At 66.7% G+C, this 26,894-nt stretch carries 21 protein-coding genes; 4 read left to right on the top strand and 17 right to left on the bottom strand.

Annotation, left to right across the window (positions count from 1 at the left end):
- Positions 1 to 130: 130 nt before the first annotated feature.
- The 4 genes from GGR36_RS01385 to GGR36_RS01370 all read right to left on the bottom strand — a co-directional run bounded on the left by GGR36_RS01385 (position 131) and on the right by GGR36_RS01370 (position 5,736).
- Positions 131 to 1,522, bottom strand: a complete 1,392-nt coding sequence (locus tag GGR36_RS01385) for a DUF3138 family protein (RefSeq protein WP_183631093.1) — start codon at positions 1,520 to 1,522, stop codon at positions 131 to 133.
- A gap of 31 nt (positions 1,523 to 1,553) precedes the next feature.
- Positions 1,554 to 2,666: a polyamine ABC transporter substrate-binding protein gene (locus GGR36_RS01380; RefSeq protein WP_183631078.1), complete on the bottom strand. Its 1,113-nt coding sequence runs from the start codon at positions 2,664 to 2,666 to the stop codon at positions 1,554 to 1,556.
- Between the two features lie 197 nt (positions 2,667 to 2,863).
- Positions 2,864 to 4,372, bottom strand: a complete 1,509-nt coding sequence (locus GGR36_RS01375; protein WP_207064334.1) for an aldehyde dehydrogenase family protein — start codon at positions 4,370 to 4,372, stop codon at positions 2,864 to 2,866.
- Positions 4,373 to 4,389: 17 nt separating this feature from the next.
- Positions 4,390 to 5,736, bottom strand: coding sequence for an NAD(P)/FAD-dependent oxidoreductase (locus GGR36_RS01370; RefSeq protein WP_183631076.1), 1,347 nt, complete (start codon positions 5,734 to 5,736; stop codon positions 4,390 to 4,392).
- A 111-nt stretch (positions 5,737 to 5,847) separates the two neighbouring features.
- On the opposite strand from GGR36_RS01370, the gene GGR36_RS01365 reads away from it, so the two are divergent.
- The 3 genes from GGR36_RS01365 to GGR36_RS01355 all read left to right on the top strand — a co-directional run bounded on the left by GGR36_RS01365 (position 5,848) and on the right by GGR36_RS01355 (position 8,659).
- Positions 5,848 to 6,768 carry a LysR substrate-binding domain-containing protein gene (locus GGR36_RS01365; protein ID WP_183631074.1) on the top strand — a complete coding sequence of 307 codons (921 nt, stop codon included), beginning with the start codon at positions 5,848 to 5,850 and terminating at the stop codon, positions 6,766 to 6,768.
- Between the two features lie 123 nt (positions 6,769 to 6,891).
- Positions 6,892 to 8,040, top strand: a complete 1,149-nt coding sequence (locus GGR36_RS01360) for a tetratricopeptide repeat protein (RefSeq protein WP_183631072.1) — start codon at positions 6,892 to 6,894, stop codon at positions 8,038 to 8,040.
- A gap of 49 nt (positions 8,041 to 8,089) precedes the next feature.
- Positions 8,090 to 8,659, top strand: a complete 570-nt coding sequence (locus GGR36_RS01355; RefSeq protein ID WP_183631070.1) for a GNAT family N-acetyltransferase — start codon at positions 8,090 to 8,092, stop codon at positions 8,657 to 8,659.
- A 43-nt stretch (positions 8,660 to 8,702) separates the two neighbouring features.
- Here the strand turns inward: GGR36_RS01355 and GGR36_RS01350 are convergent, their stop codons facing one another.
- The 6 genes from GGR36_RS01350 to GGR36_RS01325 all read right to left on the bottom strand — a co-directional run bounded on the left by GGR36_RS01350 (position 8,703) and on the right by GGR36_RS01325 (position 15,760).
- A complete protein-coding gene (locus tag GGR36_RS01350; RefSeq protein ID WP_183631068.1) occupies positions 8,703 to 10,091 on the bottom strand; it encodes a YfcC family protein in 1,389 nt (462 codons plus the stop codon).
- 152 nt (positions 10,092 to 10,243) lie between these two features.
- Positions 10,244 to 11,266, bottom strand: a complete 1,023-nt coding sequence (locus tag GGR36_RS01345; RefSeq protein WP_183631066.1) for an arginine N-succinyltransferase — start codon at positions 11,264 to 11,266, stop codon at positions 10,244 to 10,246.
- On the bottom strand, positions 11,263 to 12,324 hold the full coding sequence (locus GGR36_RS01340) for an arginine N-succinyltransferase (protein WP_183631064.1): 1,062 nt from the start codon (positions 12,322 to 12,324) through the stop codon (positions 11,263 to 11,265). The genes GGR36_RS01345 and GGR36_RS01340 overlap by 4 nt, the downstream gene beginning before the upstream one ends.
- A gap of 2 nt (positions 12,325 to 12,326) precedes the next feature.
- Complete coding sequence (locus GGR36_RS01335) at positions 12,327 to 13,319, bottom strand: GlxA family transcriptional regulator (protein ID WP_207064336.1); 993 nt, start codon at positions 13,317 to 13,319, stop codon at positions 12,327 to 12,329.
- A gap of 21 nt (positions 13,320 to 13,340) precedes the next feature.
- On the bottom strand, positions 13,341 to 14,459 hold the full coding sequence (locus GGR36_RS01330; protein WP_183631062.1) for a succinylglutamate desuccinylase/aspartoacylase family protein: 1,119 nt from the start codon (positions 14,457 to 14,459) through the stop codon (positions 13,341 to 13,343).
- Between the two features lie 41 nt (positions 14,460 to 14,500).
- Positions 14,501 to 15,760 (bottom strand): cyanophycinase, encoded by a 1,260-nt coding sequence (locus GGR36_RS01325; protein WP_183631060.1) that lies wholly within the window; start codon positions 15,758 to 15,760, stop codon positions 14,501 to 14,503.
- 315 nt (positions 15,761 to 16,075) lie between these two features.
- On the opposite strand from GGR36_RS01325, the gene GGR36_RS01320 reads away from it, so the two are divergent.
- Positions 16,076 to 18,823: a TonB-dependent receptor gene (locus GGR36_RS01320; RefSeq protein ID WP_207064337.1), complete on the top strand. Its 2,748-nt coding sequence runs from the start codon at positions 16,076 to 16,078 to the stop codon at positions 18,821 to 18,823.
- A 145-nt stretch (positions 18,824 to 18,968) separates the two neighbouring features.
- On the opposite strand, the gene GGR36_RS01315 is transcribed toward GGR36_RS01320, so the two are convergent.
- From GGR36_RS01315 to GGR36_RS01285, 7 genes are all read right to left on the bottom strand, one after another.
- Positions 18,969 to 20,153: a GGDEF domain-containing protein gene (locus tag GGR36_RS01315; protein WP_183631058.1), complete on the bottom strand. Its 1,185-nt coding sequence runs from the start codon at positions 20,151 to 20,153 to the stop codon at positions 18,969 to 18,971.
- A gap of 136 nt (positions 20,154 to 20,289) precedes the next feature.
- Positions 20,290 to 20,619, bottom strand: coding sequence for an AzlD domain-containing protein (locus tag GGR36_RS01310; protein WP_183631056.1), 330 nt, complete (start codon positions 20,617 to 20,619; stop codon positions 20,290 to 20,292).
- The gene (locus GGR36_RS01305) at positions 20,612 to 21,325 is read right to left on the bottom strand and encodes an AzlC family ABC transporter permease (protein WP_183631054.1); all 714 of its coding nucleotides are present in this window, start codon (positions 21,323 to 21,325) and stop codon (positions 20,612 to 20,614) included. Before GGR36_RS01305 ends, GGR36_RS01310 begins: the two co-directional genes overlap by 8 nt.
- A complete protein-coding gene (locus GGR36_RS01300) occupies positions 21,322 to 22,161 on the bottom strand; it encodes a ferritin-like domain-containing protein (protein WP_183631052.1) in 840 nt (279 codons plus the stop codon). The genes GGR36_RS01305 and GGR36_RS01300 overlap by 4 nt, the downstream gene beginning before the upstream one ends.
- Entirely contained in the window at positions 22,158 to 23,471 is a 1,314-nt protein-coding gene (locus GGR36_RS01295) for an ABC transporter ATP-binding protein (RefSeq protein ID WP_183631050.1), read from the bottom strand. The genes GGR36_RS01300 and GGR36_RS01295 overlap by 4 nt, the downstream gene beginning before the upstream one ends.
- A 9-nt stretch (positions 23,472 to 23,480) precedes the next feature.
- Entirely contained in the window at positions 23,481 to 25,211 is a 1,731-nt protein-coding gene (locus GGR36_RS01290) for an ABC transporter permease (protein WP_183631048.1), read from the bottom strand.
- 123 nt (positions 25,212 to 25,334) lie between these two features.
- The gene (locus GGR36_RS01285) at positions 25,335 to 26,831 is read right to left on the bottom strand and encodes a carboxypeptidase M32 (protein ID WP_183631046.1); all 1,497 of its coding nucleotides are present in this window, start codon (positions 26,829 to 26,831) and stop codon (positions 25,335 to 25,337) included.
- Positions 26,832 to 26,894: the final 63 nt, after the last annotated feature.

Below are 26,894 nucleotides of genomic sequence, written 5' to 3'. Positions count from 1 at the left end.
CGGGTTGCGCCGCTAACCGATTGCTGGTCGATAGCCGAAGTGCTGACTTACTTCGCCTCGAAGCGGAAGGCGCCTGCGCGGGGATCATTCCTCGCTCTGGCGCCCCGCATTTCACTGTGATCCGATGCGTTCAGAATGACACCAGCGCCGAGGCGGCGAGGACCGAGTTGTCGCGGTGGTAGCTGCCGTCGCGGACGTCCACCAGCACTGCGGTGTCGGCGAGGTCTTGCCGGTATTCGAGCCTGAACTGGGTGTTCAGGTCGAACAGGTAGAGCAGGCCGAGGCTCAGCGCGCTGCGGTTGGCGCCGCGGTTGCAGGCGCCGCTGGCCGGGTCGGCCAGGCAGTCGGCGTTGCCCGCCACGCCGATGCCGTTGCGATAGTCGCCGTGGATGCCCTGCGCCGGGTTCCAGTACCCGGTGTAGCCGAACAGACCGCCACCGTTCTTGCGGTTGTAGAGGTAGTCGGCCCGCAGGACGCCTTCCAGCCGCGAGCTGAACTTGTAGCCGGCGAGCCCGGACACGCCCGCCCACTGGGCGTCGCGCAGTGCGCCGCTGAGCGGATCCGGCGCGATGGCTGCCCCCTTGTGGCGGCCCACTGCGAGTTGTCCCTGCAGTGTCCAGTCGCCGCGGATGAAATAGCCGTCCAGCTCAACGAGATCGAAGCGCGAGGCTTTGAGCGCCGGGTCCGCGAGGTTGGTCTGCTGGCCATGCTGGCCCGCAAAGCCGAAGCCGTTGAACTCCCCTTTCGCGTAGTCCACCCGGTAAGCCAGCACCGGACGCTTCTCGCCGGATTTGCGGATCGTTGCATTCACGTTGGCGAGCAAGGCCTTGCTGATCCACTTGCCGGACGTGATTTCGAGCCCGGCACCGGTGTAGGCGGTGGGCACGGTGAAGTCGAACAGCAGGTTGTGGGTGACGAGCTTGTTCAAGGTCGCGGCCTGGTACTCGTAGCCGCTCCAGTCCGGAATCTGGCCGGCGATCAGGCGGGTCTGCAGGTCGGTGAGCGGGATCGAGACCGAGGCCTCGTTGACGATGGACTTGCCATCCACCACCGCCCCGACGCCGCGGTTGGGGGCCAGCGCCAGATGCCAGCGGGTGCCGCTCTCGGTCTCCTTGAGCAAGTCGAGCATCACGCTGCCGAAGTAGGAGTTGTCGTAGCTGTAGCCGCCGTCGGCAACGCTGTTGAGGAACTGGAAGCCGGCGCGATCCTGCCGCTGGTTGTAGACCCAGGCCGGGTCCGCATAGCCGCTGATCTTGAGTTGCCGCAATCCGGCGGCATCGCGCGCGTCTTCCAGCGCCTCGGCCTTGATCGCGACGCGGTTGAATTCCTGCTGCTGCTCGGCGGTCATGCCGGCCGCTGCGGGCGCCGGGCTTGCGGGTTGCGCTGCGAGGCGCGCCTCCAGCTCGGCCAGGCGGGCTTTCAGGGCCGCCACTTCGGTCTGCAGGTCGGCTGCGGCGGCTGCATGACCCGGCAAGGCGCAGCCCAGCGCCAGCGCGAGTGCGGTGTGACGAAACGTGCTCATCGGAAGAATCCTCGTCGTGGGGCGGGCGTGCTCAGAGCCCGGTCTTGAAGGTGGTGTAGGTGCGGTTCATCAGGCGGCGCAGGTCGTTGTTCAGCGCTGCCGGCGAGCTCATCGTCGCCAGCGCAGCAGCGGGCAGGAAGACGGTGGGGTCGTTGGCGACCTCGGGTTTGACGAAGCGCCGCGCCTCGGCATTCGGGTTGGCGTAATACAGCTTGTTGGTCAGCGAGGCGTGCACCTCGGGCCGCAGGATGTAATTGATGAACTTGTGCGCGTTGCCCGGGTGCGGCGCGTCGGCCGGGATCACCATGCCGTCAAAGAACAGCAGGCTGCCGGTCCTGGGCACCAGGGTCTGGATGTTCTGCCCGGTCTTCGTGGCGATGGCACGTTGTCGCGCGACGCCGATATCGCCCGACCAGCCGATCGCGACGCACAGCGAGCCGGACGAGAGGTCGTTGATGTAGCCCGACGAGCTGAAAAGGGTGACATACGGCCGCACGGTCTTGAGCAGGTTGCCGGCCGCCGTGTAGTCGGACGGGTTCTTGCTGTCGGGCGCCTTGCCCAGATAGAACAGCGCCACCGGCACGATCTCGGAGGCCGAGTCGAGGAAGGACACGCCGCAGCGCTTGAGCCGGCTGATGTACTCCGGCTTGAAGACGAGGTCCCACGCGTTGTCGGGCATCGGCAGGTCGCCCAGCGCGGCCTTGACCTTGTCGGTGTTGATGCCGACCGTGGTGTAGCCCCACAGCCAGTTGACCATGTGCGCGTTGCCGGGGTCCATCTTTGCCAGCTGGGCGAGCAGCGCCGGGTCGAGGTTCTTCAGGTTCGGGATCTGGGATTTGTCCAGCGTGCGCAACAGACCGCCGTCGATCTGCAACTTGGCCCAGGTCGACGAGGGCACCACGATGTCGTAGCCAGTCTTACCGGCGACCAGCTTGGCGTGAACGATCTCGTTGCTGTCGAAGGTGTCGTAGCGGACCTTGATACCCGTTTCCTTCTCGAAGTTCTGGATCGTGTCGTCGGCGATGTACTCGGACCAGTTGTAGATGTTGAGGATCTTCTCCTCGTCTTCCGCGCGGGCGGCGCTGCAAAGCGTCAGGCAGGCGAGGCCGACGACGCCGAGCAGGCGGGCAGTGATGCGTTTCATGATTGGTTCTCCGTGGGTGACAGTCGGGTGTCAGGGGTGGAACAGGCATGCACAGGGCGGAGCACGGCCCTCGCCTCGTGATCGGGCGATAGGCAGCGGCTTCGCGGAACGGGTCGGGCGGCGCAGTGCGGCGCCGCGCACTCAGGGCGGTCGCCCTGAGGCTGGCGGGGGCGGGCCGGAGGCAGGCGCTTGCATGTTCAGGCCTGAGCGAAGGCGTCCTGGTCGGGGTACGGGAACCATTCGGGGTCTGCCTCGGCCTCCGGCGCGATCATCACCATCTTCGAGCGGCGGAACTGTTCGAGCCCCTCGATGCCCAGTTCGCGCCCCATGCCGGTGAGCTTGCGGCCGCCGAAGGGCACGCAGTCGTTGTCGTTGAGCGGGGTGTTCACCCACACGATGCCGGACTCGATCTCGCGCACCGCCCGCATCGACTCGGCCAGATCGCGCGTGAAGATGTTGGCCCCGAGGCCGTATTCGGAGTCGTTGGCCAGCGCGATCGCTTCGTCGAGGTTGGTGACCATGCAGACCGGCGCCAGCGGCCCGAAGCACTCGCCGTGCATGATGTCCATCTCATGCCGGACTTCGAGCACGGTGGGCTGGTAGAACCAGCCTGCCGCCAGGCCCGGGGGGCGCCGGCCGCCGCAGCGCAGGCGAGCCCCTTGCGCCACCGCGCGGGCGACGATGTGCTCCACGCGGTCGCGTTCCCGCGCCGAAGCGAGCGGGCCGACATCGACCCGGCCCAGCCCGCTGCCGACGCGCAGCGCCTGCGCCTCGCGGGTCAGCGCGGCGACGAAGTCGTCGTAGATCGCCTCATGCACATAGATCCGTTCGGCCGAGGTGCACACCTGCCCACAGTTGAGGAAGGCCGCGTAGGCGGCTGCGCGGGCGGCAATCTCCACCGGCGCTGAGGGCATCACGATGAACGGGTCGTTGCCCGAGGCTTCGACCAGTACCGGCTTGAAGCGCTTGCCGGCGGCCTGGGCTACCGCCTGCCCGGCCGCAACGCTGCCGGTGAAGGCCACGGCATGGGTGTGTTCGTCCTCGATCAACAGGCGCCCGGTCTCGGCCCCGCCGGTCAGTACCTGGACGAGGCCTGCCGGCAGCCCCTCGAAGGCGGGCATCAGCAGCAGCAGCGTCAGCGGGGTGAGTTCCGACGGCTTGCCGATGATCGCGTTGCCGGCGGCGAGCGCTGCAGCGGCCTGCCAGCCGAACAGCAGCACCGGGTAGTTGAAGGGGACGATGGACACCACGGTGCCGAGCGGCTCCTTCAGCGTCATATGCAGTTGCCCGGCGATGGCGGGGCCGGCGACGCGGCCGTTCTCGTGGCGGGCCAGTTCTGCGTAGTGGCGGAAGGCGCTTGCCGAGGCGCCCACCTCCCAGTGTGATTCGCGGTAGGGCTTGCCCATCTCGCGCGTCAGGCATTCGCCCACCGTGGCGGCGAGCGTTTCGAGCCGGGCGGCGACCTCATGCAGCAGGTTGGCGCGGTCCAGCGCGCTGAGCGCCCACCATTGGCGCTGCGCCTGCGCCGCAGACTCGACGGCTATCGCCACTTCTTCCGCGTTGGCCTCGGCGTAGTGCGCGACCACGGCCTCGCTGGCCGGATCGATGACCGCACGCCGCGGCCCGGCGCCGGGGCGGTACTGGCCCGAGACGAAGTGATGGCCCGAGCGTTCGGACATCTGGATCTGGGTGGGTGTCATGGTCATCGCGGCATCTCTCCTGATCAAGGCAGTGCATCCAGCAGGGCGTAGTGGGCATAGGCGAGCTGCAGCCCCTTGCGTTGCAGCCAGGGGCTGCGCGGAAGCGGCGCGGGCAGGTCGCGGAAGAGTTCGCAGGACTCGGCGGCGGTGGGGCGGCGCCCGGCGATGCGGCGCGCGATCGTGCGGCCCATCCAGGGCATGGTGTTCACGCCCGAGCCGAAACAGCCGAAGGCGTAGTGCACCGAGTCGTCGCCGGGCACGGTGCCGAGCGAGGGCAGGAAGCGCCGCGTCAGGGCCACCAGCCCCTGCCAGAACCAGGCCGGCGCGAGCGGCCCTGCATCGGGAAACTTGCGGGCGATCAGCGCCATCAGCCGGGCCTGCATCCGGGCCTGCTGGCCCGGATCGCCGAGCGTGTCGCCGCGTGCGCCGAACAGCAGGCGGCCGTCCGGCAGGCGCCGGTAGTAGCTGACGAGGTGGCGTGAATCCGACATCGGCGCTTCCGTGACGAGGCCCAACGCGTCCCACTTTGCGGCCGAAAGCGGCTCGGTCACGACGATGTTGGAGATGGCGGGCAGGACTCGGCGCTGCAGGGCGGCCGGGTCGACGCCGTCGCGGTAGGCGTTGGTCGCGAGCACCACCTTGCGGGCGCGCACCCTGCCCTGCGGGGTCTCGAGGACATGACGCCCGTCTGCCGCGCGCCAGATGCGGACCGGTGAATGGGCGCACACCGTCGCGCCGTGCCGCCGGGCGGCGAGCGCGAGCCCGTAGGTCAGCGCCAGCGGGTTGATGCCGCCGCCCGCCAGCAGATGCAGGGCACCGAAGGCCTCGCGCCCGCCGTGCCCGCAGCGCCGGAATTCCTCGGCGTCGAGGAGGCGGGCCGTCACCCCGGCGCGGGCCAGCCACTGCCCCTCTTCGGCGAGCGCCTGCACCGCACGCACCGTGTGCGCCACCCAGAACACGCCCGAGCCAGTCGATTGCAGGTCGAAGCCCTCGCTCATGGCGAGGTCCTGCACCAGCGCCTGCCCTTGTTGCTGGGCCTCGAAGAAGGCGCGTACGTCGTCCTCGCACCAGTGGGCGAACAAGGTGCGGGTGGCGTGCTTGGTCGCTGGCAAGGTGTTGAAGCCGGCATTGCGGCCGCTGGCGCCCCAGCCGATGGCGCCGGCCTCCAGCACCACCGCATGGATGCCGTGGTCGCGTGCAAGGTGCAAGGCCGCCGAGAGTCCGGTGAAGCCGCCGCCGATCACCGCCACTTCGGTCTCGCAGTCGCCGGGGAGCGGATCGAAAACCGGCGCTGGCGTCACCGCAGCCCAGTAGCTGGCGGGCGGGCTTTCGCGGTCGTAGAGGCTGGCATGAAACACGGGGCGCTGCATCGCGGGACACCTGCGGACAGTTCGATGGGCGCCAGCGTAGGCAGCGCGGCACTGCGGCTCAACATGCGATTTGTGTGCTACGGTAGTAAAAAAACTAATACCTAGGGCCGCATGAAACGCCATCGCCTGCCACCGCTGAACGCCGTGCGTGCTTTCGAGAGCGCCGCGCGCCTGGGCAGCTTCGTCGCCGCTGGCGAAGAACTGCATGTCACCCAGCCGGCGATCGGCCGACATGTGAAAAGCCTTGAGGACTGGCTGGGAAGCCGCCTGTTCGAGCGTACGCCGCGCGGCGTGCTGCTGACCGAATCCGGGCGGATCTACTACGAACAGGTCGGCAAGGCGCTCGAAGTCATCGCGGATGCGTCCCACGACCTGTCACAACGCGCCAAGGCACGTTGGCTGCGCCTGATCGCGGTGCCGGGTTTTGCGTCACGCTGGCTGCGCGAGCGCCTGCCGGCCTTTCGCGCCGCCCACCCGGACCTGCGCATCGCGCTCGAGCCGAACGCATCCTTCGAGGAGGTACGCGCCGGCCAGGCCGATCTGGGCATCGGCTTCGGCTTGCCCATGCACTTCCGCGGCCGTACCGAGCTGCTGATGCAGCCCGCGATCTTCCCCGTCTGCTCGCCCGGCTATCTGCAGCACCACGAGGTGCCGCGTCACCCTGCCGACCTGCTCAGGCTGACCCTGCTGCATGAAGACGACGGCACCTGGTGGGGCGACTGGTTCCACAGTCAGGGGGTGCGCGCGCGGCCGAGCAGCGACATGTCCTATGTCAGCGCCGAGCAGGTGCTCGATCTGGCGAAGTCCGGTGCCGGTGTGGCGCTGACCAATCCGCTGCTGGTCGCCGACGAACTCGCCCGCGGCGAACTGGTCCGGCCGATTCCGCATGAAGCGCGGCTGGAGGGATATCTGCTGGTGTGGCCTCCCGGGCGGGCCTCACGTGAAGCGCGTGCCTTTGCCGACTGGCTGCGGGCCGAGTGCCAGGCGAGTGACGCCGCGGCCGTCATTCCGCAAGACGCCCCGTCCGATTGAGCGACGCCCCGCGAGCGCATCGTACCCGCGCGCTCACCCCCGGCCGGAGCTAGGATGGAAGATGGATCGTCCGAATCGTCAATCCGGCGGGATCGCGGTCTGGCATTTCTGTGGAGGTCGCACATGAAGGCAATCCTTGCGCTGCTGTTCGCTGCCCTGCTCTCGGCCTGCGCGTCGAAACCGGTGGTGCAGGAGACGCCCATCCTGCGCGACGCGCTGTTCGCGCCACCCACCACACGCGTCGATAGCGACGCGGTATTCGCACTCAGCAGCGACATGCGCAGCTACCTGGCCGGCCCCGCGGCGCCGATTCTCGCCGGCAAGGGCCCGCGCGCAGGGCTCGTCGAAGCCTTGTACCACCAGGATCAACTCAAGCTGCGCTACGACAGCAGCCTCACCCGCACCGCCGCCGAAGCCTTCGCCTCGCGATCCGGCAACTGCCTGTCACTGGTGATCATGACCGGCGCCTTCGCGCGCGAGGTCGGCTTGGCCGTGCGCTACCAGCGCTACACCGCCGACCCCGCGCTGGGCCGCAGCGGCAGCCTGCAGTTGTCGATCGATCACGTGAACCTCACGCTCGACACCCATCACCCCGACCCTACGCTGCAGAACCGGCCGGTCGATCCGATGACGATCGACTTCCTGCCGCCGGAGGATCTGCGGGGCCTGCGCATGCAGCCGATCAGCGAACGCACGGTGATGGCGATGTTCATGAACAACCGCGCGGCCGAGACGCTCGCCGAGGGGCAGGTCGACAACGCCTACTGGTGGGCGCGCGCCGCGATCCAGACCGACCCCGACTTCGCCAGCGCCTACAACACGCTGGGCGTCGTCTACCGACGTCACGGCAATCCCGATGCCGCCGAACTCGCCTTCAACGCCACGCTGCAGCGCGAGCCGGGCAACACGCTGGCGATGTCGAACCTGGCCGACGCGCTCGCCGCGCTCGGGCGCAAAGAGGAATCCCAAGCGCTATTGCAACGCCTCGCGAGCATCGACCCGGAACCGCCCTTCCACTATTTCGACCGCGGCATGGCCGCGATGCAGGCGGGGGACTACGCCGGCGCGCGCGACCTGTTCGCCCATGAAGTCAAACGTGCCCCCGACTACCACGAGTTTCACTTCTGGCTGGGCCTCGCGCTCTACCACCTCGGCGACCTGCCGATGGCCCAGCAGCAGATCACGCTCGCCGAAGAAAACAGCACCACCGGCAACGACCGCACACGCTACGCGGCCAAGCTGGCGCATCTGCGCAGCCTGCAGTCGCGCTGAGCGAACTCAGACAAGCCGCTCGCGGCCGCAATGCGGTGTAATGCGGACGATGACATCACGCTCGAATCCGGCGCCGGACGCCCCAGCGCCCACCGACACCCTGCCGCGCGTGGCGGCTCGCGTTGTGCTGCGACGCCTGCGCGGTTCGGATCTGCACGCCTTCCAGGCCTATCGCGGCGACCCCGAAGTCGGGCGCTATCAGGGCTGGTCGCCCATGCCGGATGCGAACGCCGCGTCATTCCTCGCCGAGATGAGCGCCGCGCCGCTGCTCCGACAGGGGGAATGGGTGCAACTCGGAATCGCCGCATTGGAGACCGATGTACTGCTGGGCGACATCGGCCTCTTCCTGTCGCCGGACGGCGCCCATGCCGAAATCGGATTCACGCTGGCGCGCGCCGCCCAGGGTCAGGGCATCGCGCGCGAGGCGGTACGCGAAGCCATCGACATGGTGTTTGCGCGCACCGCGGTGACGGAGGTGCGGGCGATCACCGATGCCCGCAATCTCGCATCGGTTGGCCTGCTGCAGCGACTCGGCTTCACATTGCAGGCGCGCTGCGAAACGACGTTTCGCGGCGAGCCATGCGTCGAACTCGTCTACCGCCTCGGGCGAACCGCTTAGCAAGCTGGCAAGGCAGCTCGCGCAGCCCTGCAACCCGCCGCGATCACTGCCAGCCGAGCAAGGCCGGCGGCGCCAGCAGGACCAGGGCCATGATCAGGTACAGGCCCTGCAGCGGCAGCATCCAGCGCACCCAGGTGGTGTAGGGCACGCCAGAGAGCGCCAACACACCGACCGTGATGCCTGAGGTCGGGATGATCGCGGTGGCCAGTTCGCCGAACTGGAAGGCGAGGATCGCGGTCTGGCGCGTGATGCCGACCAGATCGGCCAGCGGCGCCATGATCGGCATGGTCAGCGCGGCTTGCCCGGTGCCGGAGTGGATGAAGAAGTTGATCACCGACTGGATCACGAACATCTTCTGCGCCGCGAACACCGGGCTGTCGGAAGCGACCAGCGGTGCCAGCGCGTTGAGCAGCGTGTCGATGACCTGCCCGTCGCGCATCAGGATCACCGTGCCCTTGGCCAGCGCGATCACCAGCGCGGTGCCGACAAGGTCCTTGGCGCCGTGGAGAAAGGCGCCGGTCAGCTCGTCGGCCGACAGCCGCGCAACGAGGCCGACCGCCAGCGCCATCACCAGGAACAGCGCAGCGATCTCCTCGATGTACCAGCCGAAACGCACCACGCCGAAGATCATGCCGAGCAGCGTGGCGGCGAACAGCCACAGCACCAGCTTGTGCCGGCCGGTCATGCCAGCGAACTGCTCGAAGCTGGCGAGGTCGAGCGTCTTGCGGCGCTCCTGATCCAGTGCGAAGGTCGGGCTCAGCTCCGGCGTGCGGCGGATGCGCGCCGCCCACCACTGCAGGAAACCGATGGTGATGGCGGTCGCGACCGCCCAGCAGATCGCCCGGTAACCAATGCCGGAGAACATCGGCACGCCTGCGATGCCCTGCGCGACGCCGACGTTGAAGGGGTTTAGGAAGGCGGTGGCGAAGCCGATCTGCGAGCCGACGAAGGGAATCGTCATGCCGGTCAGCGTATCGAGCCGCAGCGCCAGCGCCAGCGGGATGAAGATCATCACGAAGGGGATCGCCTCTTCCGCCATGCCGAAGGTGGCGCCCCCCAGCGCGAATAGACCGACGAAGACCGGGATCACCGCGGCGCGCACCCAGGCCGAGCGGCTGTGGGCGCGGGCGACGGACTTGATCATGGCGTCGATGGCCTCGGTCTTCTGCAGCACCGAGAAGGCGCCGCCGACGATCAGCACGAAGCCGATGATCAGTGCGGCCTCGACGAAACCCTTGATCGGCGCGGTCAGCAGTGCGGCGAGGCCCTGCGGCCGCGCTTCGACCAGATGGTAGCTGCCGGGCACGACCAGGGTCTTGCCGGCGACGACGGTGGTCTCGAACTTGCCCCCAGGCACGATCCAGGTCGACAGCGCGATCAGCGCCAGCAGCGAAAGCAGTAGCACATAGGTGTTGGGCAGGCGCAACTTCATGCCGGATTCCTCAATGAGTTCGCCATCGCCCGCTGCTGCGCGGGCTGATGACAGGATGGAACAGCGGTCGATAGCGTCGCGCGCGCCAGGCTGATCATGTCGATCTTCCGAGCGCCCGACACCACGCCACGTTTCTTATGCACGCAGGCAGCTCAGGCGTCGGGCGCCGAGTGGCCGCCGACGGCGGGCATTGCGTCGAATTCGCTGCGCAAGGGTGCGGCCCACACCTGCTCGCCGGAGTGGGCGCCCAGTCGAGCGAGGTCGTCCGGCAGCAGCGCCAGGCGCCCGCCATGCAGGGTGGCCTGCGCCATGACCGCATGCCAGTTGCCTGCATCGCCATGCGCCACCAACATCGGCACGCCCGGCCCCGCCGCATCGCGCTGGACAAGCGACCAGAGGCGGCCCGCGGTCACGGTGCCGAGCGTATCGACATCCGCCTCTAGCACCGGCCCGCCATCGTCGATGCTGATGTGGTGGCTGTAGCGCATGCCGGCGGCCTCGAGCACGTCCTGCAGCACCCGTGCGCTGGGTGCAGCCTGCGCAATCGCTTCTTGCGCACCGGGCGGCAGGAACGATGCGTAGATGGTCTGGCGCGGCAAGAGCGCGGCCGCATGCGCGCGCCATTCGTCGCCGAACTGCTCGCGCGCCAGCAAGGGATCGCGCCGGCAGAACTGCCGACCCAGCCCCAGCCAGAAGGGCGCTTGCCCGGCGGCATCACGCAGCCCTGGCAGTTCCACCACCAGGTGGCTGGCAAAGGCCTCGCGCCGGCGCGCCATCAGCAGCAGCGTCGCCTGCACCAGCAGCTTGAGGATCAGCCCCTGTTCGGCCAGCGGCACGCCGCTGCGCGCCCAGGCGATGTCCGCCAGTTCGCTCGCACCGGTATGGTTGTTGCCGAGCAGCAGCGTGCGCTGGCGCTGGAAGAGCTGCAGCTCGCGCGCCGCATGCACGACGCAGCCAACGTGGTACCAGTAACGCGGCTGCTGGAGCCCGATGGCGGCCCGCAAGCGCAGGCAGCCGAGCACAGCGCCCCCCTCACCCGCCTCCACGACCAATGCATGTTCGCCGGGCAAGGTCGGCAACTGAGGCCTCACCTGCGGTCGGCCGCAGTCGGCCATCAGTCCGGCGATGGCCGGCAAATCATCGGCGCGGGCGCACCGGATTCTCAGCAGCGTCACGCCTCACCCTCCTCGCCGCACGCTTCATCCACCACCAGGGGTGACACACGCACCGCATCGCCGATTGACACACCCAGACGCGCGCGCGTCGCGGCATCCAGCCCCGCCGGGCCGTGCGCATCGACCGGCGCCAGCGTGGCGCGGAAGCCTTCGCGCACGGTGCGCGTCACGAGTTGCCATGGACCGCGCGCGACCGCCGCATCGACCACCGTCGCGCGGCGTGCGTGCCGCACGGTGCGCAGCATCGCCAGACGCGCCTCGACCGTGGGGCCTGCGTCGAACACATCGACATAGGTATCGGCCTCGAAGCCTTCGTCAAGCAGGATCGAGAAAGGCAGTTCGCCATCGGGGTGCAACTGGCCGATCGCCCACTGCGCAGTCTCGGGCAACAGCGGTACATAGATCGGCGAGTGCGGCATCAGCTCGGCAATGAAGCTCTTGCTGCGGCCGCCGGCAAGACGCTCGGCCTGCGGGTAGTCCATGTTGAAGAAGCGGCGCCCGACTTCGTCCCAGAACGGGGAATTGCCGCCCGCATCACACAGCCCCGGTGTCTCGGCCGCGATGCGGTCGGCGAAGCGCTCGGCAAACTCGGCAATGAAGAGCAGGCGAGCCCGCGACAGCAACTGCGGCGCGACCGTGTCGGCGTACTCCGGCTCGATGTAGAACGAGGTCAGCAGGGTATAGCCGGTGAGATCGTGGCAAAGGTGCAATGTGTGGATGCGGTTGCTCTCGCCGAGGGCCTCGCTGGCGTGCACCGCGAACTCGTTGCGATAGCTGTAGAAGCGATCATGGAAGCCGGCGCTCGCCGCGATGCCGCTGGTGCCGATCACACGGCCGGCGGCCAGATCTTCGAGCACGAACAGGTAGCGCTCTTCGCCGCTCGCGTCGTCGAGCGTCTGGAAGGCATGCTGCGAGCGTTCGATGCGCGCGAGCAGGAAGTCGCGATCAGGCGGCAGCGAATTGATGCCGAATGTGCTGGCGGCTGCGATGCGCTCGATCGCCGGCAGGTCTTCCGGCGTCGAGGGGCGCAGCACGAACTGCCCGGGAGAAAAACTCATCGTCATGGGGACTCCTCTCGTACCGGGGCTACGTCACGCCACGCGGCAGCGCGCTGGCTGCGTTCCTCGCGCGGGGTGCGGCCGAAGTGACTGCGGTACGCGTTGGAAAAGTGCGGGCCCGAAGCGAAGCCGCAGGCCAGCCCGATCTGCAGGATCGACTGGCTGCTCTGTTGCAGCAGGCGACGCGCGCGAGTCAGGCGCAGATCGAGGTAATACCGTGAGGGCAACGCATCGAGGTGCTGCTTGAAGAGACGTTCGAGCTGACGGCGCGACACGCCGACCAGCCGCGCGATGTCTTCGGTCGGCAAGGGTTCGCTCAGGTTCGCTTCCATCAGCGCAAGTGCTTCGGCGAGCTTGGCCGAGCCACCGCCGATTCGCGCAGCGCTGGGCACCAGCTGGCGTTCGTCGCGTGCGCGAATGCGCTCGAGCCCGAGTTGCGCGGCGATTTCCTGCGCCACCCGCTCGCCGTGCCGCACCCCCATCCACGCCAGCAGCATGTCGACGCTGGCGGTGCCGCCGGCGCACGTCAGGCGCCCACGGTCGATTTCGTACAGGTTCGAGGAGACGACCGTCTCGGCGTGCCGCTCGGCGACTTCCGCAACGTGCGGCCAGTGCACCGTGGCGCGATGCCCGCGCAGCAGGCCAGCGTCGGCGAGGACTGCAGCGCCGGTGCCGATACCCCCGATCAGGCAACCGGCATCGCCGCGCGCTGCAAGCCATTGGCAGCAGGCGCCCAGATCAAGTGCGCCAAGACTGTGGTCCGACACCACGAACACCGCATGCAGCTCGGTCGCTTCGGCAAAGCCTGCGTTTACCTCGACCCGCGCGCCACCGCCAGCGGCAACCGACGCACCGTCGAGCGACAGCAGATACGGCGCGTAGCCCTGCTCGCCCAGCAGGCCATTCGCGGCACCCAGCACCTCGAGCGCGCCCGCGAGGGCGAACATCGGGAATCCGGGCAGCAGCAGGAAGCCGTAGCGCTGGGGTGTGGTCAAGGTAGTCTGGCTCGCGTCTGCTCAAGCGCTCAGCAGTTTGCCACTGCGCAGGGCCTCGCGACCCGCCACTTTGGCGATGCGCATGCCGGCCGTCGCGAAGCGGCGGTTGTCGCGCGCATACAGCAGGCCGTCGACCGGCGCGCACAGCGGCGTGACCTGTGCCGAAAGGGGGTCGATGACTTCGGCAATGACCTCGCCACGCAATACTTCGGCACCGCATTCACGCAGGAACACCAGCACGCCGCCATGGGTCGCGTGAACCGGCATTGATCCGGCCAGCGGCATGGGTTCGCGCAGGAGGGGTGGCACGCTCGCCACCTCCAGATCGACGATGCCGCGCGTTGCCAGGAAGCGGATGATGGCCTCGGCGTCGGCAATCGCCGCCTCATGGCGGACATCGGCGAAGCCCCGCAGTTCTACGGTGACTGACAGACAGGCCAGCGGGATCGGGAAACGCCCTTTCCACCGCTCGGCGAGCAACCACCACAGTTGCGAGCAGGCTTCATCGAACGGCGCATCGCCCGACTCGGTGGCCAGCAGCGTGAGCTCGGCACCGAGATGGCGTGCCAGCGCTTCGGCTTGCGACCACAGCGGCGTGCCGGTATACATGTGCAGCACCGCTTCGGTATCGCAATGCAGGTCCAGCACGACATCGGCATCGCAGGCCAGGCCGTACAGTGTTCGCCGCAGGCTGGCTAGATTGGTGTCGACCGGCATCGTCGCCACCGCAGCGCGCAACGCCTCGCGCACCCGCAGGACGTTGGTCGCCGGATCGGAACCCAGCGATGCCTCGACCGCATCGCCCACCTGCTGCGCGAAGTCGGGGTAGTATCGGTTGAAGTTCTCACCGGTTGAAAAATCGAAACGCCCCTGCGGTACATGCAGCAGGGTTTGCGACAGACCGAGCGGGTTCGCCATCGGCACCAGCACGATCTCGCCCTTGATCCTGCCATCGCGCTCCAGCGTCTCGAAGCGCTGACGCAGGTGATGCGCAACCAGCATGGCCGGGATTTCGTCGGCGTGCAGCGACGCCTGGATATAGACCTTCTGCCCGCTGCCCGGCGCACCGAAATGCAAGCTCGGCAACTCGCTCACGACTCCCGGGGTTGCGGCGGTCAGGGGGTGCTTACGTATCTGCATGGATCAATCGTTCCCGGCGGGGGTTGTGCGGAGCTTGCAATTCACTTGTGCCACGGCGTGTAGAGCGGTTGCTTCACGCGCACCGGCGTCACGTCGAGGTAGAGGTTGGCAACGGTGTAGTCCTCGCCACCGAAACTGCCGGTGAACCAGCCCACACTGTCAGCCTTCTTGTAAAGCCGAAACTCGAAGCCGAGCTCCGGACGCGGGTCATCCGCTTTTGGCCGCATGTCATAGGCCAGGCCGAACACCTCGCGACCCGCGTTATCGATCAGATTCCCCATCGCGTTGACGATCGCGCTGTCGCCAAGGATGTCGAGGTAGAACGGATCATTGGCGAAGAACGGCTTGAAGTCGGCGGCATTCGGATCCACCTTGTGGTCGGACAGCTTCGCCTGCGACGGCAGCACGGTGCGGGTCGCCATGTCGTAGCGATCGCCCCGATCGAGATAGCTGATCCGCGCGCCACGCAGGTTGAAGACGCCTTGCGAGGCATCCTGGGTCGCATCGTGCAGGTCGACCAGCAGCGCGCCCTTGCCGCCCAGAACTTCGATCTGGTCGCCGTGAACGACGGCCGCGGAGTTTTCTTCGACGCCGATACCGAGCTTGTATCCCCTGGCAAGCATCAAGGGCAGCATGCGACCGACACGCCCGCGCTTGAGGAAGTGCTGGTCGACGAACAGGGACGGGCCAACGAAGCCCAGCCCGCGATCGATTTCCTGTCCCTCGCGAAGGCGCCCTTTCAGGATGCCCATCACATCTTGCGCGTCGCGGAACATCACGCTGCTCATGATCGCTGCACCAGCACTGGTGCCGGCGACGACGCCACCACGACGGTGCAGATCACGGATCGCGGCGAGCAGCGGCGATTCCTGGCCGCCCGGTGCCAGCGTATCGACAATGCGTTCCTGCGCACCGCCGGAAAAGAACACGCCGCGCGCGGCGCGCACCCGCTCGACCAAGGCCGGATCGCGCACCGCCTGTTCGGCATCGAAGCCTTCGAGCCGCGGCGCAACGGGCAGCACATCCACCTGCGCACCGCGGCGCGTCAGCGCATCGGCAATCTGCTTGCCCGATCGTTGCGGGTTGCCGGCGGCTGTCGCGAGCACGACGAAACGCGCGCCCGGCCCGCCCGCCAACTCGACCAGGCGTGCCCACACGGCCTCGTTGTCAAACTTGAGCGCACCACCAATAGGCACCGCATAGCCCGTTGCCGGCAGCGCATCGGCAGCGTTTGCAGCACCGCTCGCCAGCATCGCCAACGGCAGGGCACAGCGCATCAGGGTCTGGATTCGGATCATCATGAGCATTCAAAGGCGCGGTCTTGCCACGACCGCATCGGGAAGCGATGGTCGCACCGAACGCGCCCGGTTTTCCACGCCGGTGCCCGCGGTTTGTGAAAGCTGGCAAGTCGATGTCGCTTTGTGGCAAGCCGGTTTTTTCGCGTTTTACGGATTGCGACCCTAACTTGCCACCTTGCGACGGCGGGTACTTCACCCCGTTCGCAAAGCCCGGCTGCCTCCCTAGACTGCAACGCCATGCCCGCTCAAACGGGCTGAATGGGCGAAGAAAAATGCCCGGACCCGACAGCACGAAACATCTGAGAGAGGTAAGCCAGCATGACCCAAGCCCAGCAGCGCATGCCCAAGCGGCGTGCAGCACCGTTCCGATTGACCCCGTGCGCCCAAGCGGTGGCACTGGCCGTCAGCCTCGGCGCCGTCAGCGCACACGCCGAAGAGGTGGCCAAGGTGGACAAGATCCAGGTCACCGGCTCGAGCATCAAGCGCATCGAGGGCGAAACGGCTCTGCCGGTCCAGATGATCAAAAAGGAAGACATCATCAAGAGCGGCGCCACGACCGCCGCCGAACTGATGAAGATCATCAGCGCGAACAACGCCCCGCTCACCGATGGCGCCAGCATTACCGACAACACCGGCGGCCAGCGCGGCTTCAACGGTGCAAACCTGCGCGGCATCGGTGTATCGAGCACGCTGGTGTTGCTCAATGGTCGCCGTATGGCGAACTTCGCGTCGCCCGGTGACAGCGCCGGTGTCGACCTGAACAACATTCCGGCCGGCGCGATCGAGCGCGTCGACGTCCTCAAGGACGGCGCATCGGCCATCTACGGTACTGATGCAATCGGCGGCGTGATCAACTTCATCACCCGCAAGGACTACATCGGGGCGGACGTGAACGTGTATGCCTCGGCAACCGAAGAAGGTGGCGCCGGCAAGACGGCGGCATCGATCGGTGGCGGATACGGCAACCTCAACACCGATCGCTTCAATGTCTTTGGCGTGTTCGATGCACAGAAGCTCGACAGCCTGCGCTCGACCCAGCGCGAGTTCCTGAAAGAGCGGCCGCTGGCAACCAACCTGCCCTTCTACATGTCGAGCCGCACCGACCCGGCCAACATCCGGCTATCGAAGGCGCAACGCGCCGACCTGCAGGCTGCGGGTTACCTGATCGGTGGCGAGCCGATTACCGAACGCACGATCAACCCGTTCTCGCCCAAGTGCAACCCGCCGGCCACCGTGTATGCCGCCAATCAGGTGTCGCAGGGTTGCAGCTACGACTACATGCAGGACACCGAGATCTACCCGGAGTCTGAAAAGCTCGGCTTCCTTGGCCGCGGCGTATATCGCATGGGCGAGCGGACCGATATCTCGCTGGAGGTGATGAAGAACCAGACCACCACCACCTATGTAGCAAGCCCGAACCCGCTGGCCGTGACCGGTGTGCCGGTATCGGTGGTGAATGGATGGCTGGGGAGCCGCGCACTGCCGACCACCGGCAACGTGGAGCTACGGCAGCGCGTGACCGAAGGCGGCAACCGCAGCAACGAAGTGGTATCCGATGCGCAGCGGATTGTCTTTGCAATCAACGGCGGCGTTGGCAACTGGGACTATGACGTCGGGCTGAACTACGCCAGCAACGAGACCAGCGACCGCATGGTCGACGGCTACTTCCTGTACAACGAGTTTGTCGCCGGCATCAAGGCGGGCCAGATCAACCCCTTTGGCGCTTCACCCGCGGCGGGCAAATCGCTGATCAACTCGCTCAAGGTCAATGAGGTCAGTCGCGAGTCCAAAGGCGAAACGACCAGCATCGACGGCAAGATCAGCGGCGCGTTGATGGCGCTTGAAGGCGGTGACCTGAATCTCGCTGCGGGCTTCGAGTTCCGGCGCGAAAAGGCGGAGTTCACCCCGTCGGCTCTACTCAACTCGAACAATATCGCCGGAGACCGCAGCAGCAGCGGCGCGACGCTGGAGGCCACCTCCAACAGCCGCAACATCAGCAGCGTGTTCGCCGAGTTGAGCGCACCGTTCACCAAGCAGGTGGAAGCACAGTTCGCCCTGCGCTACGACAACTACAGCGATGTGGGCAGTACGGTGAACCCGAAGCTCGGCTTGCGCTGGCAGCCTTCCAAGTCGCTGCTGGTGCGCGGCTCGGCGGGCACCGGTTTCCGTGCCCCCACGTTCAGCGAACTGTATCGCCCCACCTCGTTTGGTAGCAGCTCGGCGATCCTGCCTGATCCGGGCTGCGTGGCGGCGGGCAATGTCCTGGTCGACTGTACCGATCAGGTGCCGGTCGAACGCCGTGCGAACCCGGATCTGAAGCCCGAAAAATCGCGCCAGTTCTCGGCCGGCTTCGTGTTCGAACCCGCACGCAACGCCACTGTCAGCGTCGACTACTGGAACATCAAGAAGAAGGACATCATCAGCGGCCTTGCCGAAGAGATCATCCTAGAGAACCTCGACAAGTACGAAGCCAAGTACGTTACTCGCGACAGCGACGGCTTCATCGCCAACATGATTCTGCAAAAGCAGAATCAGGGTGAATTGAGGACCTCAGGCCTTGATTTCGAGGGTTCCTGGCGCAGCAGCGCAACGGCTTACGGCCGTTTCGGGATGAACTTCTCCGGAACCTGGGTGCTGGAGTACAAGCGCCAGTTCGGCTCGGAAGAGTTCGTCGATAACGTCGGCAAGTTCCTGGTCGATCAGGTGGTGCAGAAGTGGCGCCACCGCCTCTCCTTCGACTGGGAGCTGGCGCAGTTCGGGCTGACGCTCGCCAACAGCTACTCGTCCGGCTACACCGACCACAACAAGGCGGTTGACCCGAATGCGGCCGGCGGCGATGGGGCTCTGCTGCCACCGCGCGACGTCTCCGAATACTCGACCTGGGACCTTGTCGGCACCTGGATTCCTAGCAAGTCGTTCAAGCTGCGCGCGGGCATCATCAACCTGTTCAACACCGCTCCGCCGTTCTCGAACCAGTCGTACTACTTCCTGTCGACCTACGACCCGACCTACACCGACCCGCGTGGCCGCACCTACTACGCCTCGGCGAGCTATTCCTTCAAGTAAAACGAGCAAGTCGCCTGTCTGTTGTGGCATGCCCCCGCGAGACCCGCGGGGGTTTTTTTATGGGGGCGTACCCGGCGGCATGAGCGATCACGAGGATCCGCGAGGCGTCACCTCGTTTTCCGCAAACACCCAGAGGTGGCGGCGTTCAGGCCGATTCGAGCTGATCGCCCGGCGTGAGGTGGAAGGTCGTGTTGCCCTGCTGCATTTCCCGCGCGGTCACGACCTGCCCCCTGCCCCCGTGCTTGGCGGCGTAGAGCGCCTGATCGGCGAGTTCGAGCAGTTCGGTACCGTCTTCCGCGTCGTCCGGGAACAGCGCCAGGCCGGCGCTGGCGCCGACCCGCAGCACCTTCTCTTCATGCAGGATCGGGCGTGAAATGCGCAGTACCAGATCGCGCGCGCGCCGCACGGCGAGCACGGGATCTTCCACTTCGCCGATGATCACGACGAATTCGTCCCCGCCCATGCGGCACACCGTGTCCTCGCTGCGCAGCGCACTCTTCATCCGTTTGCTGACACGGCGCAGTACCACGTCGCCAACCGCATGGCCATGGGTGTCATTCACCGGCTTGAATCCATCAAGATCGATCACGATGACCGCGGCATGGCGGTTACGGCGCTCGGCGCGCAGCAGGGCCTGCTCAAGGCGGTCCGGCAGCAGGCGGCGGTTGGGCAGACCGGTCAGCGGATCGCGATTGGCCCGCGCTTCCAGCGTCGAGATGCGGGCATGGCCCTGCTGGGTCAGGCGCCGCATCACGCGAATCAGCACCAAGCCGAAACACAGCGCGGCAATCGCGGCCGCGGCAACTGACCAGATGAGCCAGCGCAGCAATTCGTCCTGCCGCACCCGGGAAGCGTCGACACGCGCTGAAAGCTCGATCTGCATCGCATCGATCCACGCCTGCGCCGCCAACAAAACATAGGATCTGCCGATATCGACCGGCGGCGGCACCACGCCTTCCTCTACCCCCGCTTCGTCGGAAGGCATGGGCTGCGCAGGCGGTTCGCGCTGCTGGTCAAGCAAGGTGCCCAGCTTGGTCAGACGGCGCTGCTGTGCGGCGTCGTCCGCAGACAAATGCAGGCATTCAGCCAGGATTTTCGAGACGCTGTCGTCGGTTGCGGGCAAGGTGGCATCCGCCAACGCCCCGGCGAGGATCGCCGAGCGCAACGATTCGAGCCGATGCTGCAGGTGTTCATCCTGATCGCCGGCCCGCTGGATCTCGATCATGCCGCTACCAGCCCAGAACGCCGCCGCGCACAACGCCAGCGTGATGACGCAGATCAGCGTCATCAGAACGCGCGAGCGGGTATCGAGGAAGAGTCTTGGACGCATGGACGGCGGGAAACGCGGGGGATCCCCGTGGCCGGGAGGAAAAGCGGCATCGTAGCAGCGCCGCATCCGATGCGGCGCGGATTCACCGTACGTCCGCGACCAGCGTCACTCGCTGGCAAACATTCTGCCTATGCCGTCAATGCAACAACTGCTGCGCCGCCCACAGCACGATCAGGCCCACCCCTATCGTCAGCGACACACTGCGCGTGCGCAGCGCAACGATCGACGCCAGCACGGCCGCAATGAGACGCGGGCTGCTCGGCGACAGCGCGACCACCCCGCCCTGCACGAACACTTCGGGCGCAATCAGCGCCGCCAGCACCGCCGGCGGCACGTAGCGCAGGCCGGCCTGCAAACGCGGCCCCGGCGCGAGGCGCCGACCACCGGCGATGAAGGAAAAACGCGTCAGGAAGGTGACCAGCCCGCAGGCACACAGCGTCAGGATCAGCACGGTGGTATCAGACATCGGCCGACTTCCGGTCAAAACGGCGCGACAGCACGCCGGCGACAATGCCGGCCACCGCCGCAACGATGATCCACAACTTGTGCGGCACGCCCTGCGCGGCCAGCGCCACGCCGCCCGCCACCAGCGCCGCCATCGCTTCGCTGCGCCGGTGGATAGCCGGCAGCAACAGCGCGAGAAACGTCAGCGCAATGGAAAAATCGAGTGACCAGGACGCGGGAATCGCCGCGCCGAGCAAGACGCCCGCGATCGTCGAAACCTGCCACGACGCCCACAGTGTGAACCCGGTGCCAAAGAGAAACCAATGCCGATGCGGCGTCGCCGGCCCGTCGACAAAGCGCCCGATCGCCGCAGCGTAGGCCTCGTCAGTCAGCAGATACGCCAGCAACACGCGCCAGCGCATCGGCAGATCGCGCAGGTATTGCGCCACGCTGGCGCTGTATAACGCGTGCCGAAGATTGACCACGCCGACTGTCGCGGTAATCACTGGCGGCGGCACCTGCGCACCCCACAACTGCGCGAACACCACCTGCGACGATCCGCCGAACACCACTGAGGACATCGCGATCACCGCCCAGGCCGGCAGACCCGCCGCCAGCCCCAGCACGCCGAAGATCAGGCCAAAGGGCACCACACCGAGCAGCAGCGGAAGCTCGGCGCGCACGCCGGCGAGAAACTCGGCCCGACAAGTAACCGCAGCGCTTGTCATTGCGTCGTGCGACGCCGCGGCGCTGGCGTGGCGGCGAGCGTATCGAGTTCGGCCTGCGTGAATCCGGCCTTGAGCCGTGCCGGCAGGTTGAATGGCGGCTTGGGCCAGGGTGCATCGAAATGCACGATCAGCCCGCGATAGGTGGATTCCGGCTCAAGGCCGCGCTCAGCGCAGCCGATGCGGAACCAGCGATCGCCCAGGGCGACATGGCCGATTTCGTCGCGCAGGATGATGTCGAGCACCGCAACCGTTTCGGCGTCACCCGCCTTCTGCAGCTTGGCGACGATCGGCGGCGTGGCATCGAGCCCGCGCGCTTCGAGCAGACGCGGGACGAGCGCCATGCGGGCCACGAAATCCTGAGCGGTGTCGCAGCACATCTCCCACAGACCGTTGTGGGCCGGGAAATCGCCGTAGGCGTGCCCCAATGCAGCGAGCCGCCCGCACACCAGCCCGAAGTGGTAGGCCTCTTCGGCGGCCACGTCGATCCAGCCATCGACGAAATCGTCCGGGCGATCGTGGAAGCGCGCGACACAATCGAGCGCAAGGTTGATCGCATTGAATTCGATGTGCGCCACCGCGTGCAACAACGCCGCATGTCCTTCGCGACTGCCGGGCGAACGACGCGGCACTTCGTCCGGCCGCACCAGCGCGGGTCGCGCCGGGCGCCCCGGTTCGAATACCGGCTCGCTCAGCACCGCTTGCCCGGCACGCGGCAAGGCGCCCGCCTTCCATGCAGCACGCAGCGCATTCACCGCGCGCCCCTTCTCGGCGGGTTCGCCAATCATCAGCGCCTGCATCGCCCGCGCCTCGACCGAGGCACCGGATCCGCCCATCATGCGGTGGACTCTTCCTCGTCGCCGTCCGGCAGGTGGATCAGGCCGGTGTGGTAGTCGTACTCGAACACCTCGCCATAGCGGCCCCACTCGATCGCGATGCGCAGCACGCGCTCGGCTTCGGCCGCATCCATGGTCTCGGCGAGCAGACGCAGGAAGGGTTCTTCCGGAAGCTCGCCCGAGTTTTCCTGTTCGAGGCTGTGGCGGATGTGCGCCGCCAGCGGCACATGCTGCAGCAATTGCTGGCCGAAGATCTCGTGGCGCAGCACGTTCTCGCCTTCGACGTAACGCCGGCCGAGCGGCGTGATCGAAATGTCGCCGCGCGCAAGGTGCACGAAGCCGAGCAATTGCAGCGCTTCGGTGAGCGGCAGCAGTTCCTCGTCGGTAAGTTCCGATTCTTCGGCGAACTGCGGAAGGTCGGCGATGCCGTTGAAGGGTTCGTCGACCAGCAGTTCGAGCACGCCTTCCATGCGGCTGATATCGGCTTCCGGCAGACGATCCCCAAGGTGGATGCGCACCGGCTCTTCCGGCGCCCGCCCCGGCCGCGCCGCGCTGGCGGTCATCAGCGCATAGACTTCGTCGATCAGCGCGCGCACTTCGGTGCTATCGACGTCGCGTGGCCGACGCAGATCGATCGCGAGCTCCGCGCGCACCCGCCCCGGGTTGTTCGCGAACACCAGCACGCGGTCGGCCATCATCACCGCTTCTTCGATGTTGTGCGACACGATCAGCATGCCTTTGGTCGGCATCTTGCCGCTGTCCCACAGTTCGAGCATGTCGTCGCGCAGGCGTTCGCCGGTCAGCACATCGAGCGCGGAAAATGCCTCGTCCATCAGCAGCACTTCCGGATCGGTAACCAGCGCACGCGCGATGCCCACGCGTTGGCGCATGCCGCCGGACAACTCGCGCGGCAGCGCACCCTCGAAGCCCGATAGCCCGATCAGGTCGATCGCCGCCTCGGCTTTCGCCTCGCGCTCGGCCGGCGGAATCCCGCGCGCTTCCAGACCAAGTTCGACGTTCTGTTGCACCGTCAGCCAGGGAAAAAGCGCGAACGACTGGAACACCATGCTGATGCCGCGCGCCGGGCCGTACAGCGGCTGGCCACGATAACGCACGTCGCCCGCATCGGCAGGCGTGAGCCCGGCGAGGATGCGCAACAGCGTCGACTTGCCCGAACCGGACTGGCCGAGCAGCGCAACGATTTCTCCCTCGCGCAGTTCGAAGTCGACGTTTTCGAGCACCGAACGCGGCGTTCCGTCGCTGCTGCGGAAAGACTTGCCGACATCCTTCAGCGAAATGATTGGCGCACTCATCGCCTGCTCCTAGAAGTGCATCCGGTCTTCGGCCATGCTGTAGAGCCGGCGCCAGACGAAATGATTGAACCCCATCACGAACACGCACATCACACCAATGCCCAGCGCGATGCGCGGGAAGTCACCGGTGGCCGTCATGCGTGCGATATAGCTGCCGAGCCCGTGCGCTTCGAGCGTGGTGTCGCCCCAGGTCACATATTCGGACACGATGCTCGCGTTCCACGAGCCACCGCTGGCGGTGATCGCACCTGTGACGAAACTCGGGAACACCGCCGGCAGCAGGTAGCGCTTCCACTTCAGCCAGCCCTTGAGGCCGAGATTCTTCGCCGCATAGCGCAGCTCGGTCGGCACGCTGGAGGCGCCTGCAATCACGTTGAACAGCAGATACCACTGGGTGCCGAAGACCATCAGGGGCGACAGCCAGATGTCCGGATTCAGGTGCCAGCGCACGATGATCATCACCGCGATCGGGTACATGAGGTTGGCCGGGAAGGCCGCGAGGAACTGGGCGACGGCCTGCAGCCGGTCTGCAGCGCGCGGATGCAGCCCGATCCAGATGCCGATCGGCACCCACACCAGCGCGGCGAGGCCGATCAGCACGATCACACGGGTCAGCGTGATGATGCCGAGCATGAACACATGCCCGACCTCGCCCCAGCCCACCTCGGCATGCACGAACAAGGCAAGGCGCCAGACTGCGAACAGCACCAGCGCGGCGACCACCGCATCCCAGGCGCGCATCCAGTTGCCGGGCACGGTGTTCTGGCGGGCGCGGATCGAGGTGCCATCGTAGTCGCGCTTGAAGATCGTGAAGGAGCGTTCGAGCAACTTGGTGCCCGCGACAGCTACCCCCTGCAGCTTGTCGGTACGGCGCAGCCAGGTCAGCAGCCACGATGATTGCGCGGTCTCGCTCGACGACTGCTCAAAGCGGAACTTGTCGGCCCACGCGAGCAACGGGCGGAACAGCAACTGGTCATACGCAAGGATACCGATCAGCATCGCGCCGATCGCCCACACGATCGCGGCCAGGTTCTGTTCCTCGATCGCCCGCGCAATGTACGACCCGATACCCGGCAGCTTGATGTTCTGGTTCGACACCGAGATCGCTTCGGACGCGACGACGAAGAACCAGCCGCCGGACATCGACATCATCATGTTCCACAGCAGGCCCGGCATCGCGAACGGCAGCTCCAGCCGCCAGAAACGCTGCCATGCGGAAAGCTGGAAGATGCGTGCGGCTTCCTGCAACTCGCCGGGCACGGTCTTGAGCGACTGGTACAGGCTGAACGCCATGTTCCACGCCTGCGAGGTAAAGATCGCAAAGATCGCCGCGCACTCCACGCCCAGCAGGTTGCCGGGGAAGAGCGCGATGAAGCCGGTCACCGTGATCGACAGGAAGCCGAGAATCGGGATCGACTGCAGGATGTCGAGCGCCGGAATCAGCACCTTCTCGGCTGCCCGAACCTTGGCCGCCAGTGCGGCGAAGACGCAGCTGAACACGAGCGACGCGGCCAGCGCGAAGAACATGCGCAGCGTGGTGCGCATCAGGTAATACGGCAGCCACCAGGGGTCAAGCGAGAGCGGCAACTGCTCGCCGATCTGGTACGGGCGCGCCATCTGCGACGCGCCAAACGAAAGCATGATCAGCAGCGACAGGAACAGCGGCAGCAGGTACCAGTCCCAGCGATTGCCGGAGGACTCGACGACCTGGCGAGGAAAGAACTGTTTCGGATTGATCATCAGGAAGCACCCACCAGAGCCCGCGCGCAGGGCACGCGCCAATTGTCGCGGCCCCGAAGATAACACCACACCCCCATCGCCGTCGTGACAGCCCGCCCCCGCCTGCTACGACGAAGGGAAACGTCAGCTCGACGTGAGGTAACGCGCCTGCAGATGCCGGCGGAAATGCTCAGGATTGAGCGCCTCGCCGCTGGCGCGCTGCACCAGCTCCGGCGTCGTCCAGCGACTGGCCTGCGACCAGATGTTGGCGCCGAGCCAGTCGAACACCGGCGCGTAGTCACCCGCGGCGATACGTGCATCAAGGTCCGGCGTCGCACGGCGGATGGTGGCGAACCACTGCGCGGCATACAGCGCGCCAAGCGTGTAGCACGGGAAATAGCCGAAGGCGCCGCCGGCCCAGTGCGGATCCTGCATGCAGCCGTCGCGGTAGTCGCCGCGGGTGTCGATGCCCAGCAGATCGCGCATGCCTTCGTCCCACGCGGCGGGCAGATCCTCTGCCTGCATCTCGCCTGCGATCAGCGCGCGCTCGATATCAAAGCGCAGCATCACATGGCAGGGGTAGGTCGCTTCGTCGGCGTCGACACGGATCTTGCCGGCCACCACACGCGTCGCCGCGCGTACCCAGTTTTCCGGCTCGAACGCGCGCTGCGCGCCGAAGTGATGCACAAGGCGCGGCGCGAGCCGCTCGAGAAACCCTTGCGAGCGTGCGAGCTGCATTTCGAACGCGAGGCTCTGGCTTTCGTGGATCCCCATCGATCGCCACGTGCCGATCGGCCGCCCCAGCCATCCACGCGGGCTGCCCTGCTCGTAGCGCGAATGGCCGGTTTCGTGGATCGTGGAGAACAGCGCGACCGAGAAATCATCCTCGCGGAAACGCGTGGTCATCCGCACGTCTTCCGGCACGCCGCCGCTGAAGGGGTGGGTGCTCTCGTCGAGCCGGCCGCGCGTGAAGTCAAAACCCAGCGCTTCGGCCATCTCGCGCACCAGCGCGCGCTGCGCTTCAAACGCGAACGGGCCGACTGGTTCGATCACGCTTTCTTTGGCCTGCTTGTCGCGAATCTGTGCAATCAAGCCCGGCAACCAGCCGCGCATCGCGCCGAACACGCGCGAAACTTCGGCGCCGCGCATGCCGGGCTCGAAGGTTTCAAGCAGCGCGTCGTAGGGCGACAGGCCGAGCGCATCGGACAAGCGCGTAGCCTCTTCACGGCTCAGGCGCAGCACTTCGCGGAAGTTGGGCAGATAGGCCGCCCAGTCGTTCGCCTGCCGTTGCGCGCGCCACTCGTATTCGCAACGTGACGCGGCGAGTCCCTTCGCTTCGACCAGTTCGGCAGGCAGTGCAGTAGCCAACGTGTAGCCACGTGTCATCTCGCGCATGTCGGCACGGGCCTCATCGTCGAGTTCTTCCTGCGCGGCCGCTTTGAGCAGATCGGCGATGGCCGGATCGGTGCTGCGCGCGTGCATCACCTGTTGCAGCTCGGCCAGCGCCAGCGCCCGCGCCTCCGCCCCGCCCGGGGGCATCAAGGTTTCTCGATCGACGCCGGCGATCATCGCCAGATGGTGCAGGTGATACTGCGAGCGGCTGCGCGCGATGAGCGCGTCGTAGGCGGGCGTGTTCGACATGTCGCTAGTCCTTCGATTAAGCAAGACGCGACCTCGTGAGTCGCGTCGATCGGTGTTGCAGGC

The sequence above is a fragment of the Niveibacterium umoris genome (assembly GCF_014197015.1).
GTDB lineage: Bacteria > Pseudomonadota > Gammaproteobacteria > Burkholderiales > Rhodocyclaceae > Niveibacterium > Niveibacterium umoris.
Note: the sequence above shows the minus strand (reverse complement) of the source record. Positions and strands in the feature narration are given on the sequence as shown.